Below are 21,216 nucleotides of genomic sequence, written 5' to 3'. Positions count from 1 at the left end.
TTTTATATTGATAGATCTTCTTTAAATTTTCTAGAATAAATTTAAAATTTACTAATCAATTACTGGTGGTGTTTTTTTACGAATATACTCATTTTTGAATGAAAAAAGAAATATAGCATTTTAATTCAATGCTATATTAATATTTTCGATTATTTTGGGGTAATATAGTGATTGTTTTAATCTTGTTATTTTTTTTGTTTATTGTGTTTAATTCCATAACAACAGCATTAAATTGACAACAATTTTTTGAAACTTGGAATTTACTAAATGCACCATAACGCATATGTTGATATACTTCTTCAAAATTAGCGCCAATTGCACAATTATATGGACCAACCATACCAGCATCTGTTATAAAACAAGTTCCTTTTTCTAAAACTCTTGCATCATTTGTTTGTACATGAGTATGGGTTCCACATAATGCATCAACTTTACCATCCAAATAGAGACCTAACACTGCTTTTTCACTGGTTGTTTCACCATGAAAATCAATGAAGTGAAAATCTGTTTTTTCGCCGTATTGAATGACATTATCAATAGCATCGAAAAAATTGTCTGCGAATTCGTGTTTTCAAGGATTTAATAATTTGTTGAATGTAATACCCATCAAAGAGGTTACTCTTAAATTTGTATCGTTTTTTAATTTAATAATTGTAGTTCCGTGTCCAGCATAAGAGTTAGGAATATTTAGTGGTCTAACAACATCATTATTATTAATGATTTCAAAAATTCCATCTTGAGCTCAAACGTGATTTCCGAGCGTGCATACATCTACGCCACAACGCTTTAGTTGTTCATAATCGCTTTTAACAAATCCCTTGCGATTAGTTACGTTTTCACATTGCGCAACGATAACATCAATTTTATATTTTTCTTTTATGTATTCTATATGTTTCGCTACTGTGTCGATACCGGGTTGTCCGAATATATCTCCAATGAACAATAAATTAATTTTTTTATTTGGCATTGATACCTTCTTATCTACTAGAATAAATATTATCACATTTGGCAAAGAAATCTTTGTGAGTTACGATTCAATATACTCATTCAGCAAAAAAACTTTACTAGTATGCTATACTTATACTGCTTAATATCTATGAAAGGCACAAAAATGAAAGATCAAACACTTAAAACTATAACCAAAGTTTTTTTAATAATCAGTATAATATTTGGATTCTGATTAATTTTTCCACTTGTGCTAGGAATTCTTGCTCTTAAGAAACTTGACTCAAATGATAGTGATGAAATTTTAGTGTGGGGTATAATTAGCTTATTATTTGTCAACTTGATTTCAGGCATCTTAATGATTGTTGATAGTTTGTCTAAGAAATAATTAATAATTTATAAACAAATATTTTTAAAAAAAGCGCGGAACTTACTTATTCTGCGCTTTTTTCTAAACATAATTTTTCTATTTGTTCTTTCAGTTCTTTATTTAGTTTCAACAATTCTTTTAAAGTTTTTTTTCCTTGACATAAATTTTCATTTTTATATGAATATCAGGACCCTTTCTTCGTTATGATGTTTTTTATTGAGGCTAATTCAATCAATTCGCCAAGTGAATCTATTCCTTGGCCAAATACTATTTCAGTCTGTAATGATTTAAAAGGTGGGGCTAGTTTATTTTTAACGACCTTAATTCTAACATCGTTACCGATTACATCTTTTCCGTCAATAATAGATGAAATTCTCCGAACCTCTAATCTTATGGAAGCATAAAATTTCAAAGCTCTACCACCTGTTGTTGTCTCAGGATTGCCAAACATTACTCCGATTTTTTCTCTAATTTGATTAACAAAAATAATAGTAGTATTTGTTTTATTTAATGTTGCGGTAATTTTTCTTAAAGCCTTAGACATTAATCTTGCATGTGCGCCAATTTGTTGTTCACTCATTTCTCCATTTAATTCGGCTTCTGGGACCAACGCAGCTACTGAGTCAACAATAATTAGGTCAATAGCTCCGCTCTTGGCTAAATAGTCCACAATTTGCATTGCTTGTTCACCACTATCGGGCTGAGATAATATAACTTTAGAGAAATCAATACCTAAATTTTTAGCATAACTCGGATCAATTGAGTGTTCAGCATCGATAAATGCTGCAACACCTCCCATTTTTTGTACTTCGGCAATCGCGTGTAAACACATAGTTGTTTTACCACCGCTTTCTGGTCCGAATATCTCAACTATTCTTCCTTGAGGATATCCTCCTATACCGAGCGCTTCATTTAATAAATAAGAGCCAGTTGGTATGATTTTTACAGGTGTATTTATAACTTCATTATCAAAAAACGTTATAGCTTCATCACCAAATTTTTTAGTTATTTCTGATATTGCTTTTTGAACAGCTTCATTTGTTTTGATTGTGTCTTTCATTTTTTTCCTTTCAGTGTTTATAACTGCAAAACAGCAAATTTTAAACCTAAAAAACTTTTTTAATATTTTAAATTGATTTTTAATATTTTAATCTTTTTTTGAAACGATAATTTCTTTAAATTTTAAAATTCATTTATTTTTTCTTATTAGAATCACTGAAATTATTGATTTAACTACTATAATTATAAAAAAATGTGGAAATATTTCATTTTTTTATATATAAACTCATATATGAGTTAACTATTAGTCGGTATATAGTTATTTTTTATCTGATACTGACATAAAAAATTTACTAATTCATTCATATTTCAATTGAATTCGTAAAAATCTTTAAATTTTTTCAGTTTTTATTTATTTTTTTAAATATGAAAGAACCGAAAAATCAAAAAAAGAATCTTTTTTTAATCATAAAAGACAGATTTATTGATGAAAAAAATGTATTTTTTGTAATATGTAAAATCCAAAGTAAATGGAATATAATTAGAAAATAAATAAAATTAATAATCTTATCTATTATTCTATTATCTAGATTTTTTTAGAACTAGAACTAGAAATAGATAGGATAGATTGGAAGGATTTTATGAATCAAACATCAGAAAATGTCATTTCGCAAATAAAAGACAAAAAGAATGTTGCGCTCAAAGTAACTACAATTATTTTTACAATTATATTTATTGTAGTTATAGCGTTAGCGATAGCGTATATAGCAGATTTTTTAATATATCAAGGGTCACACAAAGATGGTTTATTATGAACAGTAAATCAGCGTGCCCACGGATTATTTAATCTGTTTAATAAATAACAAAAGGAGATTTTATGTCAGAAAACAAAAAGAAAAACAAAAGAAAAGCTTTAGCAACGTGATTGATAGCTGGAATCCCAGCTTTGGCGTTAGGCATTACTGTGCCTTTGTTGCATTCAAAAGCCGACTTATACGTTAAAGATATCCAAACGGTCGCTTATACACAATTAAATGATGTCACTAAAAATGCCGAGAGTTTATTGAAGACAGATAGTGTTGAGAGTTGAAGTCAAGAATCAAAAGAAAAATTAAGAATTGCAGTTAATTCTTCAAAGCAATTGATAGCAAATAGAGTCAAGGATCAAACTAATGATTCGAGATCTGCTATCATAAATATGCTTGATAGCAGAAATAGTCTTCAATCCTTAATTCCAACATTGAAACTAACCGAAGCAAAGACAGATCAGGAAATTAAACAAGCAATAAAAGAATTTAGTTTATTAATTAAATCGCCTGATTTGTTGAACGATTTTAACAACGCGGTAAAAAAATTGACTAAAAATAAAAATAATCAAGAGTTTATTAAAGAATTCGCACGAATTTACAAATTACAAAATAAGATTGTTTTTGATTTGGAATTAAAAACAAATGTTTTTGTATTAGATATAATTGCAAATAACGACAACCTTCATTTAGCTAAAAAAGTTGATAAGGTTACCAAAACAATTGATTTTATTAACACCCGTTTGGCACAAAATGTAATTTCAAGAGATAATGTTGAAACTCTTAGTCAATTATTTGATATGCAAAGCGCAAAACTATATGATGCTGAAACCATAAATAATCAACAACAAGTTGATAGGATTTTAAGTCAAATAATTGAAGCTAAAAAACAGGTTTCAGCCTTCAATCTTGAGCTATCAACTAAAGATAAAATCTACGCAGAGTTAGATATGGTCGAATTGTTTGTCCAAAAAAACAAAGGACATTTAAACTTCAATGTGGTTAATTTAAGTGATGATACACATGTTGAAATGGGACAAATTTTAAGCGATTATGTTTCTTCGATAACAAACAGAACTGCTACTTACTTTTTATCAGGTGAAGAACTTAAGGGCTATATTGAAGAGGTGATTAATGAAGGTAAAAAAATATTAGATAAAATTGAACCTCAATTTAAATTGGCACTTGAAACTTCATTAAAAGCGGCACAAAAATTCATTGACGGACAAGACCGCACCGATTCTCATAAAGCAATCTCGATATTAGCAAAACAAATTAATTCAATTAGAATTGCAAACAGAGTATTATTGGACGCTAAAAAGACAATTAAACATAACCTAAGTGATGATGAAGAATTATCTAACCAATTAAATGCCGATGTAGACCAATTAGTTTACAATGATTTCTTTAAGTATGTAAGTCAACTAAATGACATAATCGCCATAGTTGAGACAACTAAGGAAATCAAAGATTTTTATCAACAAAAATATACTGAATTAAATCAACAAATTGAATTCTCGACCGGTAGTGATCTTTCTCGCGTTTCAATTGTGAAAGATTCAAATAAAATAAATGTTTTAACCGAAACTAACAAGAAATTACTTTCAGTTGATTTTAAAACTGCAAATTTAAACACTATTGCTGACAACTATGAAAAAGCAGTTGAAGTCGAAAGAATCATCAACAAAGAAGAATTATCTATTTTACTATCTCAAATCCAAGAACAAATTGATAAAGACACCATTTCTCCTGAACTTAAAAAATTATGGTCACAGGAAAAACCGCTTTTTGAAAAACTGGTTAAAGTAAATTCAACTGCCATGCGTGGTGAAATGGCAGCCTTCACATCAGAACAAATAGGTCCTAATAATTTAAATATTATTGATGGTGGATTAGTTAAGTTTGCTTTAGATTTACGCGATAAATCAATTATTTCTAATGAAGCTAATGTTGTTATCAACAAAACGAAAGAAACATTGGCAAAAATTAATGAATCTTGAAATCAACAAGGTTCTCCTGTTGAGAAACAATTGAGCGAACATGTAATTAAAATCGCTAACGAAATTGAGTTATTACAAACTAATGATAAATTAACTTTCGAACAAAAACAACAACGTATTAATGAATTGAGCGAATTACAAGATGTCTATGCGCAAAAAATTACTGAAGCAAAAGACCTTGAAAAAACTCGTGATGAAGCTTCAAACATTTTGGAAGTTGTTAAAGATAATGACAACGTTAAAATATATCTTGCTGAAGAATTGAAAAAACTTTCTACTTTAAAACAACAAGCCGACCAAGCACTTAACGATCCCACGCAGCACAATTTACCTGAAATCCAAGAAAAACTTAAAAAAGCAGTGGAAGATTTCAGCATAAAACGTAGTAATCTTGAAGCACAAAATGCCTCGGGTGTTATTTCAAAATTACTTGATGATACATTCGCCAAAAACCGGAAACCTGGTGAAGAATTTACACCCGCTGAAGCTAAAATGCGCGATGCTTTGAATAAACTAATTGAAAAAGCCAAAGTTATTAATGATGATAGAACCCACTATGATTCAGAGTTAGATAAAAAAGACGCCCGTCAGGAATTGGCTAATCAAATGGATGTCCTTCGTGATGCTATTGAGGTAGTGTCTGAAATGGAATTAAGCTTACAAAAACTTATCATTGAGCATAAACAATCCCGCGACGTTGCTTTAAGCTTAAAGAGTGATGCAGAAAAAGATTCGTTATTTAAGACCGAACAAGCTAAGAAAGACATAAAAGCGATTGCTGATGAGTTGAGTTCATCTAATGAAGATATATCAGTTCAAATTGAAGAATTACAAGATATTATTAATAATGTAATGTTCAACCCTGATGAACACAATCGTGGTTGAATTAATATGAAAAATCGTGATATTGATGATTTAACTAACCAGATTAAACAAAATGTGGCCAAAGCAAAACTTAAAAAAGAACAATTAATTTTAAATAATCATAAAATTGCTTCTAGCGAGATTGGGCCTGACCAAATTACCAGTGATCCATATAGCATGTTGATTGAAGATATAAACATCTTTGAATCCGAGAAAAACAAAGCATTATTACAATTAGAAGAGGTAAATAACGAAATTAAATCTTTAAATACCGAAATCGCAGAAAAACAAGTTAAATTAGATCATTTATATCAAGAAAAATTAAATATTAAAGACGATAGACAAACTTACAATCAATCTCAAATTGTAACTGCTGAAGAAAAAATAGCTCAAAACAATAAACAAATTAAATTATTGAGCGATGAAATAAAAACATTGCAACAAAAGGTTGCTGACATATATCAAACATCTAGTTTATATGCTGATTCAGTAGCCGCTAAACTGGCCGACCAACAAAAACTCCTTGCCAAAATAAAAGAATGTGCTATCGAATTTTCAAAAATCAGTGAAACAGAATATCCAGAATTACGTACTAATTTTAAAGGCGTAATTAATAATAGTCGTGCCGTTATTTCGGATAAACCTAATAAAATAAATGATAAAATTCTTGCTCTTGAAGAAATGCTTGCTAAAATCGAAACATCTAAAGAAGCCAAAATAGAATTAGATAAATTAATACAAATTGAAAAAAATCAACACAATTCACCTGTAAATAATAAAAATAAGAGAGTTATTTTTGCAAAAATTGATAGTGAAATTAAAGAAAAAATAGCTGCCGAACAGGTTAAATTGGCTGATCCAAGTTCAACCAAAGCTGATTTAGAAGCAGTTAAAGGCAGGGTTAAACTTTATGTAGATCAATATTCTGTTGCTAAACTTAAAATTGTTGCTGATTTTAATAATATTAAAAACAGTGTAGCCGGTTCATTAAAATCATTACTAAATAAAGAGAAAGAACAAAAATTTGATACTTTAGTTGAGGATGAAAGCGCAACTATTAATAATGGTTCTCAAATTCAGAGATTGAAAGCTAAATTTGATGCTCTTATCAGTACAAAATCACCTGATGAAGGTGGGCCCAGCGCTCATGACAGAGCAATTATGGAAGATTTTGAAAATATTAGAAAACAGTTTGATATCTGCTTCCAAAAAGACTCATTTAAAAACGAAAAAGCATTATTAGAAGCAAAAGTAAATATTCTACAAAATGCAATTAAATCTGATCCTGCTTTAATTATTATAAATGGTCAAAACCCAGAATCTTTGATTGAAAAAATTAATACTATAATTAACTCTATTGACAATGTTGTTAATGGTGTTAATAAACCTGAAGAAGTTATTGAGCAAAAGAGAAGAATTGAGTCAATGAAACTTCTGCTAGATGAACAAAAAACAGTTGTGTATAGAATTAAGAAAGTTGCTGACCAGCAAGATAAGAGAACAGTTCTTGAAAAAGCCCTTATTGAATCGGTGCCATCCGAATCAGCCTTGGTGACAGATATTGATAATGCAACAATTGCATTACATAATCAATATATGGACTCAACATCATTTGAGGAATTGAAAGCAAACGAAAGCGAGCGTATAGACGCTGTAAAAACAGAGTTTGAAAATAAATATAAATCTAATCAACATGATGCTGAATCTCTAGAAGCAATCACCGGTGCTCAAGGACTAATAAAAAAATATCAAGAGGAATTAAAAAATGTCCCTAATACAGGCAACAAAGACAAAGACAATGCATCTATTTTAGAAATTGATAGTAAAATTGCAATTATAAGAAATAACATTGATAATATTTTAGATCTTGCCGAAGTGGTTAGATCGGTCGAAGAAGAAGTTAAATCTATCAATGAAACAACTGGCCCTGTAATTGATGTGGTTAACTCAATCAAACAAGAACTTGAAAAAGAATTTCTACAAGCTCGTGAAGCGTATAAAGACCCATCACAATTTAGTAAATTAACTAATATTAAGCAAACTATTAAAGCCACTTTAAGAAAATTAAATAAGACTGATTCATTAAATAAAAATATGATGCAGTTAAAAACCTTAGTTCAAGGCGCAACATATAAACTAGGTCTAAATGGAGAACAAGATCTCGAATTAAAACAAACCAAAACCAGAAGTTATTATGAAAAGCTTGAACAATTTGCAAAAGACCCACTAATTAACTCGGATACCACAAAAATTCAGTCACTTGATAGTGTTGTAGTTAAATTTAAGGAATTAGTAGAAAAACAATTAAAATTACTTGAAGAATATAATAAAGAAGATTGATTATTCAACAATCAAGTTTATGGTTATAAAATTGATAAATTGAATCTTGGACAGTCTGTTTTAGATTCAGTTGTGTCAGTGCCTGAAGATACTTTTGACTCAACTGCTTTATCAAACGATATAACAATTAAATTTAAAACATTACCAGAAAACTTCAAAAAAGCAAAAGAGCTTTACGAAGCACGTAAAGAGGCGTTTGAAGCATTGAAAAAAGCCTATGATGATGAAGGTACATACATTACAAATAATTATAAGAATGTTAGTTCTGCAACTTTCAGTGAATTAAATAATGATCGAAAAATATTCTATGTTGAGAAATTAGGCGAAATTTCTAATGTTAAATCGACTGATGATTTGGAAAAAATCAAAAAACTTAAAGATGAGGCTCTTACCGCACATTCACTATTTAGTAAATATGTTGAATTAGCTATTATTGTTGATGAAGCCAGAAAAGAAGTAACATCAGCAAAAGCTGAATCAAACCCTTCACAAGATTTAACGGAACTTTTGGATAAAATTACCAATGAAGTTGAAGAAATCAACAAAACTGGCGCAACAACTGTAAAAAATAATTTCTATTTTAAAGAAATTAACTCATTTAATGTACAAACAAAAACAAAACAAATTAAAACAGATACAGTTAAAATCCATTTATTGATTTCTCACTCAAAAAAATTAAATGAGCTTAAAGCAAATATAGACTTATCAGAAGACGAAAAAACTCCATTAAGTGCTATTTTGAATGCAATGATAGTCGAATTAAAATCCAAGGATAGTATTGATATTCAAGGCCTTAAAATTCTTGAAGAGAAATATTTAATCAAGGGCATCAACAGCTTTGATGTTAGTCTAAAAAATAGTATAAATCTTAGAAAAGCAATAGATGAAGTTAAATCATTTGTGCCAACGACAGTTGATGTTGATTATAGAAATACTGAAACTGATGCAATGAAAGCGCTATATACTGAACTGGATTCATTAATCGACTCTTCTACAACTAATTTAAATAATGTTTCACACAATGAAAATGATAAACTTGCTTCAATTTACTACTTGACAAATACTACCGAAGGAATCATTGCCAAATTAAAATCTCAAAAGCAAACCGAAACACGTTTACTAAAATCTGAAATTGATGATGTTAAGTCATATCTTACCGATTCATACAATCAAACTGAAACTCCGCTTATGACAGACTTCACAAACAAGGCTGTAAATGTTATTGACGACAATCCAACACTTGACACATTAGAAAACATTAAAACTACCCAAAATAATCTTGTCTCTGCAAAAACAGTTTTAGAAACCCAAAAACAAGCAATTATAAAATACGAAAAAAATCGTTTAACATTGGCAGTAGAAAGATTGCAAGCTTATGTAAACCTATTAACAGGTAAAAGTGTATCTGCTAAAGGACAAACCGAAACATTAAATTCTGCCGAAGCTCAAAAACTAGCCGTCTCATTAGGTCTTGATAAATTGTTGAATGATTATCAAAATAATGTAGTCGAAGCTATGAATGTTTTATCAAGCGTCGATAATAACTTTAAAACATATAGTAAATCATTGAAAAAATCATTTAATACTCTTGATAAAAACTACACAACAGTAAAAGATTTAAGTAGAAAATCAGCTGAATTATTGAAAAATCAAATTGATTCATTTAATGCTCAGTTGCAACCTTCTATAATTCAGAACACTAAAACATTACGCGATTATATTGATATTCTTGATAAAAAGGTTAATAACAATAATGATAAACATAGTTCGTTAATGGCTGCTGTATCTAAAGTTGGTACATCAAAAGACCAAATCAATAGCGATTTAACTAAACTTGAAACAAAACAATTAACTATTAACTACAATCAAGACATAAATGAACAAGTTAAACAACCCATTCAGGATGAATTTGACCAATATTTTGAAATAACACGTGCAATTTTAAATACTTTAAAGGACATCGATTTATTAATATATGGATCAACCAATGAAATTAAGAACGCCAAAAATAACACAGATACTTTAATAGGTCTATATTCAGAATTTATTAAAGGTCGTGAACTAACTCATATGTTAGAACTTATTGCCGGTGCAAACAATAGAGAAAACAACAAAACTACTAACAAAGAATTTGCAAACCTTATTAATTCGTACAAAATTGATTATGATTCTTTACTAACTCAACAATCAATATCAAATGATTTATTAACCGATGCCCAACTAGCTCTTAATACCAAACAAAGTGCATTGACCAATATTTTCAAACCATCGGTCGCTCTTTATGGTTGAATGCATAACCCTTCGAATAAAAACTTCATGTTTGATTACATTAATGCTCAAAATTCTGAAAATATGAAAAATATTAAGCCTAAAAAGAATATTCTGCTTGAAGATTTTGTTGAAAAAATCAATAAAATTCAGAATCAAAATACTTCGTTAGAGGTTGATATCACTAAAAATCAAGAAGTTCTTGATTTGTTTAAGACATTTAATATCTTAAAAGGAGTTACTCCTTACAACTTAGATAACGTTAAGGTGTTTTTAACCAGAACTTCTACTTCTGATCCGTGACTGCCAGTATTTCTACAAACAGATACATCTATTAAGAAAACAAAAATTAACTTAAAAGTTGTTTACAATCAACCGCAAAACTCTACTAATTTTTTCAATGATGTTACTTCAATGAGTTTGACGTTTAACGATATCTGAGTCACTTTTAACACGCAATCATTCATGAGGATTCAAAAAGATAATTTAGGTTCTGAAGATAAAGGACGTGCAGAAAACAATAATCATCAAAGAAACACGATTATTTTCGAAGCCTCGAGAGCCGGTTGAAATAATAAAACCATGAATACAAACATCATGGCTGCTGTCAATAAAGGTGCTGGTAAATATTTAACTAAAAATAATATGTCATTCTTTACTGAAGATGTAACGTTTGATGATGAACATTGAGATGATGCAATGTTTGATAGATTATCTAAACATTCGAACCCGAACCATCTGAAGGTGGAGGATATTGAAAAGGTAGATAGAAATATAGATATTTCTAATAGTACTGAAAACATGAAATTTAAGATTAGACTTAAAGATAGTGGCGTTGAAATGGGTGGAACCACATGAAAACACGCCTCATTATCAAATGGTAAAAAAATTATGTTTTGAATCCAATCTGGTTCAGATCTTGAATGAGTAGGAAACGGATACACTAACTGAATGCCATATGGTATCACCATCCCAGTTTATGAAGAGGGAACAGGCAGATATGGAGTTCTTCACGGTTGGGAAGAAACGGTAATTTACAACTCGTGAGAAGGTAATGACGCAAGTTATAAAAATAATTTTGAAATGTACTGAGAGGTATACCTACCGAAAGGTGATAAGGTCGATCTTGAAATTAAATACCCTGGCCGAGATGTTCAATTCTATGCCAATAAATTTGCTGAAAGATTTGCTGGTTTATTTACTGATAAAGGTAATCGGGCATCAAGATCCGGTTCATTTACCAGTTCCGATAAATTAGGTTGAAAATCAATGAACGAGCCTACTTCTATTAGAGGGATTGATAAATACGATTTCTTTTTAAGATTACATGAAGATAAAGGAGATGAATAATGACAAAGAAAAACGCAATAAATGGATTATTAATAACGGTTGGTTCACTAGCTGCGGCCGGTGCTACAACACTATCATTGCTTGAACAAAGAGCAAATTTTGATAGACAAAGTTACGTTGAAAAACAATTTGAAAATTCGATTAAATTATTTGACAAATATGTTGATTTAATTAATTTATCTCCTGAAGAAAAAGCAAATCTTGAGTCAGAAAGAGATAAAGCAAGACTAATTCTTTCAAATCCTGATACTTCAGTCCTAACAAAATATAAAGAAATCAATAGAATTAATGATTTACATAAAAAATACATTTTCAATTTCGCAAATAATGTTGCGAACCTAGATAAAATTTCTAAAGACAATTTAAAAACCCTAAATGTTTTATTATCAGATCAAGCTAACCGTTTAAGAGAAAAAGATTTGGTAAGCCAATTTGGTTCAAACGAACTTACAAACCTAAAAATTAGTTTGCATGATTTTGATAAAATTAGTAAATCGCAACGTGTCCAATGAGTTAAAAATTATCAAAACGAGTTAGATAAATTTTTAACAAAGCAAGACTCACTGATTAATGATTATTTAATACAAGATGGTAATACATTTGATGATAATATCGCAGAATTAAACAAATTATTGCCAACAAAAGCATTAAAAAATACCATCAGTCAAAATATATCGCAAATTGAACATGATGTATTAGCTAGAGAATTTAGAATCAATGACATCGAAATTAATAAAAGAATTATAGAAAACAAAATTATTGATGCTAAAGGTCAAATTAATACAAAATTCAATGAAGAATATGTAAAAATTACTGGTGAAATAACATCTCTTGTTAATGCTAATGTTGAAAGTGTTGGACAAACATTATTTGATAGTGCTATAACCAATAATAAAAATGAAGCTAATTCTGAGGTTATTAAAAAACTTATAAATTTAAAAGATTTGGTTAAATCAAACAAATCTATTGAAGAAAATAGAGTACTTATTGAATCAATGATTCAAGTTATTGAAGATTCTGGACTTTTAAATACTTCACAAATTAATAGTCTTTTAATTAGGGAATCAATTAACAATTACTTCAAACTTTCTGATTACTACTTAAACAACACAAAACTTAAGTTAGAATCAAGTCAAAATAAAGACGATATCATCCAAGCAAATGAAGATATTAGAATTTATCATTCCGTGCTAAATAATTCATCGCTATCAAATACTGAAATTATCCAGAAACTGAAGGAACGTGTTTATTCTTATCAATACTTATCTAAATCAAAATTAAAAAATGTTTGAAACAGGATAATTACAGAGAAAAATATAGTTGCTTTAACCAACAATGAAAAACCAGATAGTTTTGATAAGGCGAAACTATTGAGTCAAGTATTGGGTTATACATCGCGTTTAAATTCAATACGTTATTTCAACGATAAACTTTCAAATTCATTGTTATATTTTGAACAAGAACATAATAAGAATGCTAAATGTGTCACTCAACAAGAAATATTAAAATTAAATAGAGAAATTGATGAAATTATTGAAAATAATACTGATTTAGCAAAAATCAAATCATTAGTTGATTCGAAATTAGAAGCAATGTCAACCTTAATTGAAACCAGAAAAGAATTAGATGAAATTAAGGATCAAATCAAAAATTCTATCCTAAACCTTAATGATTATCCTCAACAAGTCAAAGATAAATATCTAAGTAAATTAGTTGAGCAACAAGCGACAGATTTAATCAACCAAATTTCTGATGCAAATATTTTTGTAGATTTAGTCACTAATCAAATAGTTGCTAAAAAATATTCAATCAGAGAACAATTAAGATCGTTACAAAAAGTTGAACTATCTTATTTATATTCGAAAACTAATGCTGAAGTTAAGTTAATGAAATCATCATTACAATTATTAAATCAACTAACTAAGCAACAGGAACATGATTTAGAATCGCAACAAATTGATACAACTTTACTTGAAAAATTAATTAATGAATTAAATACTGAAACTCAAAAAATTGTTTCTGTGAAATTTAATCCGGTTGTTTCAACAGTTGTTTTAGATCAAATCAAGAAATATAAATTTCTGGTTAATGTTTTAGAAACAACTATTCTTCAGAATCAAACCGCTTATAATCGTTTGCAAGCTCAAATTTTTGCTGAAAGAACATTTAACCCAACTGCAGAAAATCCGCATGAGTATACCACTAACGAAAAGATTCAACTAGATAAATTACAATCTAATAAAGACTTGTTGCAAAAGCGTGCTCAAAACATTAACGATTTACTTGGTGCTCTGGATCGTTCACAAAACGGCCAAGGCAATTTAACTCATGACCAAAAAATGCAATTAGAAAATTCGAATAATTTTGCTAATGCTGAAAGTGGTCAATTGAAAATTTTAAATGATGTTGCAAATCAAATCGGCGATATTCAAAATTCAACAAGTATTATTAGGGATTTAAAAGACTCGCTAAAATCATTAGACAAAGTAGTTGATGAGATTAAAGCGGATGCTGACATTGTAGGACAATTTACTGAAGAATTTGAAAAAATTGATGTTATCAAAACACAAATTTCTAACGAACTTAAGCAAAATCCTGTCAATTTAGATAAAATCAACAAGCTCCAACATCAAGCTACAGAACTAATTAAAACTTTAAAAGAAAAACGTAACAATAACTCTGTTGAAGCTAAATTGAAGGCTATTACAGCAGATATTGATAAATATTATCCAGCTGAAGAAGGCAAACAAACTTCATCTGGTGAAAATGCTTTACGTAAACGTTTAGAAGATTTAATTAAGGAATCTAAACAAGAAAACTTAACAACAGAACAAAAGAAAAAAATTCTTGAAAAAGCTGAACTTCTTAAACAATCTATTGCTAAGGTTAAAGAAATTGAAGACAATTTGAAAACTTTTGAAGCTAATTCTGAAGAGTTTAATGCAAGTCCAGACAAACGTTCTGAAGTTCCTAAAGCAATTGCTGATTCTGAGTTGATCAAGAATAAAATGGATGGTATTTTTAAGGTTATTCAAGCCGGTGAAGAGATGCCAACTCTTGCAAGTATTGAAGATGCTGTTAAGAAAACATCTCAAATGAATGATGGTCTAGTTTTGGCATTTCGCAAGGATCAAATCAAAGCACGTAATGAATCTATTCAATCTAAAGCATATCCTATTACCGGACAAAGTGCCGACACATTGAAAAACCTTGTTAATAAAGCGATTAAGGATATAGATTCATACGCTCAAGAGAAAGACAAAGCCAAGTCAGATGCAACAGCTAAGGATGCCGTTGCTGTATTGACTGCTCAAAATAATTTAATTGAGCAAATTAAACGGGCAATAATTGAAAAAGAAAACATTCAAAGCGACCCTGCTTTAATACAAAGCGAGTCAGCCAAAGAGGCAAACAATTTAGGTGAAGTCATTAAAATAAACATGCCTGCTAAAGGCGATACTAGTGAAATGACCGCAGCCAAAATGAAAAAAATCACTGAAGCTATTGAAATCGCAAAAGCTAAACATGAATTGCGTAAAGTAATGGTTAACGAGTTAAACAAAGTATTATCTCCGGACCAAGAACAACGCACTCTGTTAGCTAGTGTAAAAACGGCTGTTAAAACAAACAAAACAACATATAATGACGTTATAGAAAATACGAGTTATACCCCCGAAGCTATTCTTCAAAAAGCGAAGGAACTGCATGATAAAGTGGTTTCTTTAAATGCTGAAAAAGAACAATTAATTGCTACATACAACAAGGAAAAGGCACGTATTGACTTGTTTGTTGCTGAACTTGATCAAAAATCATATCATGAACAGACCAAACCAGACCAATACACTAATTTTGATGATTATGAAAAAGCCCGTCAAAATTACGTAACTGATTGTGCTAATATTCTGACTTCAACAATTGATTCAATGCAACAAGCAGAAAAAGCAATGAGATTTGCTTACAATAAAGATCTCGTTCAAAATAGATTATTAAAATATTCTGCATTTGTTGAAAAAGAAATTGATAATACAACCAGCACTAAACCTACGGGAACTTCTAACGTGATGGATCACGTCGGTGCATTTAAAGACAAATTAAATAATGAAATTAATAAAAATATTGACGGCGCTACCGCAGATTTAATTATTCAAAATATTGATGCTATGGAAAACTTCAATAACCGTCAAAAAGATATTATTGATTTAATTCATGAATACGAAAATGACCCAGATATCGACACTCATAAAAAAGCTCTTGAAGATTTAAATGCTTTATTAGGAGCTCAGTATCAACCTTTAACCACAGAACAGCTTAATTTAAAAGACAAAACCTTATTAAGTGAACTAAAACGAATTAAAACTGAAGCGGGTTTGAAGAGCGAAAACAAAAAGCAAGCAAACATGCTATTGCAACACTTTAATAATTTCAGATCAATTCCTGAATTAAACAATAATTCAAATGAAATTAGAGTTAAAGTTAATGAAGTAATTACTCAAATTATGGGTGAACCTGTAGATTTAGGTAATTTGGTTGATAATTCATTAACTCAAAACTCAGCTAAAATTATTAATAGTATATTGGCTGAAAACTTAAAAGAAATCGCAAACAAAGATGCGTTAAATTTAATCAAAGACAGAATCGAAATCATTAATCAAAATAAAATTTACTATGATTCGTTAGGATTACAAGTAGGTTCAGCAGAAACATTAAGGCAAGCAAATGCTAACACTATTTCTGACATTGTAAAAAGTTATCTTACAAGTGATTTACAACCGCTTATTGACAAAGCGAGAATCCTGTTTAGTTCCGATACCAAAACTGATACTCAAAATTCAGTTGAACAAAAAGTTCAAGAAAATAGAGAAAAATTTATTGAAATAATTAAAGCAATTGAAATTGCAAAAAATAGAATTAAAGAAACTCTTGAAATAAGTGGTACTGTTGATGAGGCAAAAAATATTAACCAGTCTGTTGATTTCTTTGAAAAAGACGGCATTAGCGGCACACAAAATACAGAAAAATTACAAAACTGATTAAATTCGGTTGTCAGTGAAGCAAATAACAACATTGATGAAGATAGTAATGCCAAAGATGCTAGAATTTCACTCGTCAAAGAAAAATCTGTCAAGGCTCTAGAATTCATTAAAGTGCTAAATGAAGTATCTAAAATAATTCAAGAATGGAAAACCGAACGAGAAAGTGTTCCTAAATATAATGTAACTGTTGCTGACGAAAAAGCGTTAATCCAGAATCTTTGAGATATATTACCTAATGACAACGAAATTCTTTTACCTTCCCAAATTGAAGAAAGAATAACCAAAATTAAAAGTCAACTAACAAATCAAACCACACTAAGAAATAAACGTAAAGACACTTTAGACTCATTAAATGAGTTTAAAAACAGCTCTGATTACAACTCTGCAACAAAAACACATTATTTAGGTAGAGAAATTGATAAGAAAATTGAAACTCTACTGCATGATACAGAAAATGCCAAGGATAATTCTAAAATGAACGATGTAATTGTGATGGTAAATAACCTTAAATCGTTTATGCCTAAATTATTGGAATTAGCTACTAAATTAAAAGAAGTCAATGATTTTAATAACTCATTAGTTCCTCTTAATGACTCAATTTCTCAAGATAAGGATCAATTATCAAAAGCTATTGATTCAGGAACGTTATTATTTAGACAAGATATTCCAACCGATTCAACCATAGTCGCTAAACAAGATGAAATTGATAAAAATATTAAACTTTTAGATTTACACATGGTCCGTTTAGATGTTAACCAAGATAGTGCTAGAATTCAAAGTGAAATAGAAAATGACACTTTAATTACCAAAGAGGAAAAAGATGTAATTAATGCAAAAATTACCGAATTTAATAAAGAATTAAAAGCAATTCCTCTATCAGACACTACACCAGCTAAAAATTACTATGATTTAAGAGATAAATGATTATCTGGCGAAGGTAATGATTCAATTAAATATGTAATTAAAAACTCAAGAAAATTAACAACTAAATATCGTGAGGCTGAATCGTTATTAAGATTACAACGCAGTGGTTTAACAGAAAACGTAGATTCAAATAATGTGAAAAACGCATATGATTCATTAAGTGCTGTGGTCAACAATGCAAAAAATGCTAATAAAATAATACAAAATAACGAAGAATTCAAGGTATCCTTATTGTCTGAAATAGACCAAAAAATCAGTAAACTTGTTTCCTCTAAAATAGCTTCTGCTAAATCATTAAAAACTAAAACTAAACAATTATTAGATTCTTTAAAATTAGAATCCAACAATGCCAATAGTTCGTCACTTTTTGATAATTACGAACAAAATGCCGTTAATGTTTTAAACTATACAAAACCAGAAGATGCAACTCCTGAGGAAGTTATTGAATCAGTTAATAAATTAATTGAGCAAGCATTGGATGAATACAAACGTCAAATTAAAAATGCTTTTGATGTTCAGCACAATGAAATAAATAAATCATTAACTAACTTAACAAATTTTAGTGAATTCTTGATTGATTCATTGTGAGGACAAAAAACCAAAGATAACTTTAACGCTATAATTAAAACAAAAGATTTAATTAAACAATTTATTGATGATAATAATACTCTAGGAGCACGCATCAATTCATTCGTCAAAATTGACGCGCCTGCTGGTCAAGATACTTTTGTGACTGGCTACTTGAATAAAAACTTTGAATTAATAAATAACGCTAAAGATAAAATTGAAAAATTTATTAAACAATTAAGAATTGATTTTGACCAAATGATTAAAGATAAAACTGGTTTGATTGATTTATTAAATACTACATTCAAAGCGGGTTCAAAAGAAAAAGATGGTACAACCCTATTTGAAAAAGCAGGGTTAATTCAAACTCAAAAAGATTTCAATGAATTTAGTTCAGCTTTTGAAAAAAATAAAACCGAATATACTCAAATGATTGCTTCAACATCAGCAAATGATTTACAAAATTATGTTGATTCTATTAATTCATCTATCACTCAATTTGACCAAATGATTACAACATTTAAAAACGAAATATCAGGTTTACTTGCAAAACGTATAGATTTAAGCGAAATTTACAAATATCTGTTTAAATCAACTATAACTTGAGGCAATGAACCGAAATTGAGCAATTTAGAACAAGTTTATGGGCAAACCCTTGCTCTAATTACGTCTGAAGTAGGTAAAATTAGTAAAAATAATGACTCTGATAATTGAGTTAAGGAATTTAATACGACAACAACAAATAATGATGCTATTAAGAACATTTTTACTCAGTTACCAACATTATTAAATTGAGCGAATACTAATAGTAATTTATTCTTTGAAAATGTTATTGGTACTGTTGATCCCGATGAACAACAAAACCTTGTTAAACCATATTACCAAATAGTTGCTAAGCCATCGATAACACGTGAAGAATTTAAGACGAATTTTGAAAAAATTACAAATGGAATGGAAAATTCATCTCAAACAGAAATTGATATTACAAACAATGACCAATTCTTAAATATGTTTGATAAATTTAAATTTACTAAATTAGACGATGATTCTATTTATAATCCATTAAATATGAAGGTTTATATTGTTAAACAACCAGACATTAATTCGTTCCTTCAAGAAACGAAGAGTTCACAAGTTGCTAAAAGCATCAAGATTAAACTTAGATACAAATATCAACCTTCAAACCTTTCAATTTATAGCGAATTCAAAGGATTTGAAACAGATAGAACTGTGGAGATTTCCTTTACAACCAAAGATGAACTCAAACTTCTTGACGGCTCTGCAGATATATTCTTCAAAGATTACAACAAAAATAATTTGGGTTACAATAGTAAACAAGTTATTGCTAAAGCTGATGAACTCGGCTGGGAAGAAAACGATTTAAACTCAATTAGTGCTAAAACTCTCAATACATTTAAAAAATCGTTTGGAATTGTCGATGAAACTGATGAAGTAATTATTGATTATGCAAATCATAAAATTTATGATATAAAAGGTGGAAATGTTAGTGAGAGAACTGGGTTTATAAACTCTCAAGATTCTAAATTTGACTTTAAATTCTTATTCCCTGAATTCTACATTTACCAACAATTTAGTCAAATAAACGCTGATTCAAGTAAGCAAATGCTGAGAATTAGAGTTAAATACCATCAAATTTATATAGAAGCAGTTTTACCTTCAGTATTATTGATCGGTAATTCAAATATTGATCATAATACCAAAACTGTAACTGCCAAACAAAAAGGTAATTTCAAAATAATTCAAGATGAAAAAACAATGCCGGCCGCCACAACAGTATCGATGAGATTCGCGGTTGATTATGATGCTAATACTAAAAATATTTATCTATTTACCACTCGTTTTGAAACATGAATTGTGGCAAAACATAGACAATTAAATGACCCATCAATTAAACCGACAATTACATGGGAGCAAGATGGGAAAACTGCCTATAACTGATCTAATATTGATTTCAGTAAATGATTGGTTACTCATGGTAGTGTATGACAAACCGAGGGTAATAATAATAATTCATCTCCTTTGTATAACCTTAACAATACTGGAGCTGGTTGAGATAAAGGTAATAGAGATGATTTGGATATAGCGGTTGGGAATGATCAGATATGAACTAAAAACCCTCGTTCTGCAGAGTGTTATATATGATCTGAAGGTACAACACCCGAAACATTAAAAAATACTCGTGTTGTTGATAAGTTCCAGAAATTATCGACTGTTTATAACTCCGGTGTATTTAGATTTATGTTCAAGGACATAAAACCAACTAAATAATCTGTCATTTAAAGCAAGCAAAAAGCTTGCTTTTTTGTTATTTGTCCACAATATTAATTATTTCAGACAATCTCTTACCCATTATATATAGGTAATAAGTTTAAAAATATAATTATTATTTAACAACGCTTTTTGGTGTATCATATATCCGTTAAACACAAATTGATTTGTTCTAACATTAAAATCAAACTTTTTTTGTTAAACAGTGCTGGAATTATTAAATTATCAAAAACATTCAAAATCGTAATATTAATTAACAATTTCATATTTTTTGATAACAACGCTTTTTGGTGGTTCATAACAAGTGATAAGCCAATATAAAAACATGAAATATTTATTTACGAAATTCTAATTTTAATATAGAATATAAAAGCAACTATTACTGTGAAGCATAAGGTTGTTAAGTGGCCAATACGTTGTTGAGGACTACTTAAGTAATTTATGTGGAGTAACGTTCGCAT

At 29.3% G+C, this 21,216-nt stretch carries 6 protein-coding genes; 4 read left to right on the top strand and 2 right to left on the bottom strand.

Going from position 1 to position 21,216, the window contains the following annotated elements; translation table 4 throughout:
• Positions 1 to 136: 136 nt before the first annotated feature.
• Positions 137 to 967, bottom strand: coding sequence for a TIGR00282 family metallophosphoesterase (locus NW238_RS02485; protein ID WP_216505517.1), 831 nt, complete (start codon positions 965 to 967; stop codon positions 137 to 139).
• Positions 968 to 1,096: 129 nt separating this feature from the next.
• On the opposite strand from NW238_RS02485, the gene NW238_RS02480 reads away from it, so the two are divergent.
• Positions 1,097 to 1,333: a hypothetical protein gene (locus tag NW238_RS02480; RefSeq protein WP_216505516.1), complete on the top strand. Its 237-nt coding sequence runs from the start codon at positions 1,097 to 1,099 to the stop codon at positions 1,331 to 1,333.
• A gap of 46 nt (positions 1,334 to 1,379) precedes the next feature.
• Here NW238_RS02480 and recA read toward each other — a convergent pair whose 3' ends face one another.
• On the bottom strand, positions 1,380 to 2,396 hold the full coding sequence (recA, locus tag NW238_RS02475) for a recombinase RecA (protein ID WP_373422573.1): 1,017 nt from the start codon (positions 2,394 to 2,396) through the stop codon (positions 1,380 to 1,382).
• A gap of 559 nt (positions 2,397 to 2,955) precedes the next feature.
• Here recA and NW238_RS02470 point away from each other — a divergent pair.
• From NW238_RS02470 to NW238_RS02460, 3 genes are read left to right on the top strand one after another with little or no spacing between them, the layout of a single operon-like run.
• A complete protein-coding gene (locus NW238_RS02470; RefSeq protein ID WP_216567817.1) occupies positions 2,956 to 3,177 on the top strand; it encodes a hypothetical protein in 222 nt (73 codons plus the stop codon).
• A gap of 14 nt (positions 3,178 to 3,191) precedes the next feature.
• Positions 3,192 to 11,942 carry a hypothetical protein gene (locus tag NW238_RS02465; protein ID WP_258451763.1) on the top strand — a complete coding sequence of 2,917 codons (8,751 nt, stop codon included), beginning with the start codon at positions 3,192 to 3,194 and terminating at the stop codon, positions 11,940 to 11,942.
• Entirely contained in the window at positions 11,942 to 20,755 is an 8,814-nt protein-coding gene (locus NW238_RS02460; RefSeq protein WP_258451761.1) for a hypothetical protein, read from the top strand. The genes NW238_RS02465 and NW238_RS02460 overlap by 1 nt, the downstream gene beginning before the upstream one ends.
• The last annotated feature ends 461 nt before the right edge of the window (positions 20,756 to 21,216 follow it).

The organism is Mycoplasma zalophidermidis (assembly GCF_024742155.1).
GTDB classification, from domain to species: Bacteria; Bacillota_I; Bacilli_A; order Mycoplasmatales; family Metamycoplasmataceae; genus Mycoplasmopsis; species Mycoplasmopsis zalophidermidis.
The sequence above is the reverse complement of the archived record's forward strand: the minus strand, read 5'-3'. Positions and strand labels throughout refer to the sequence as shown.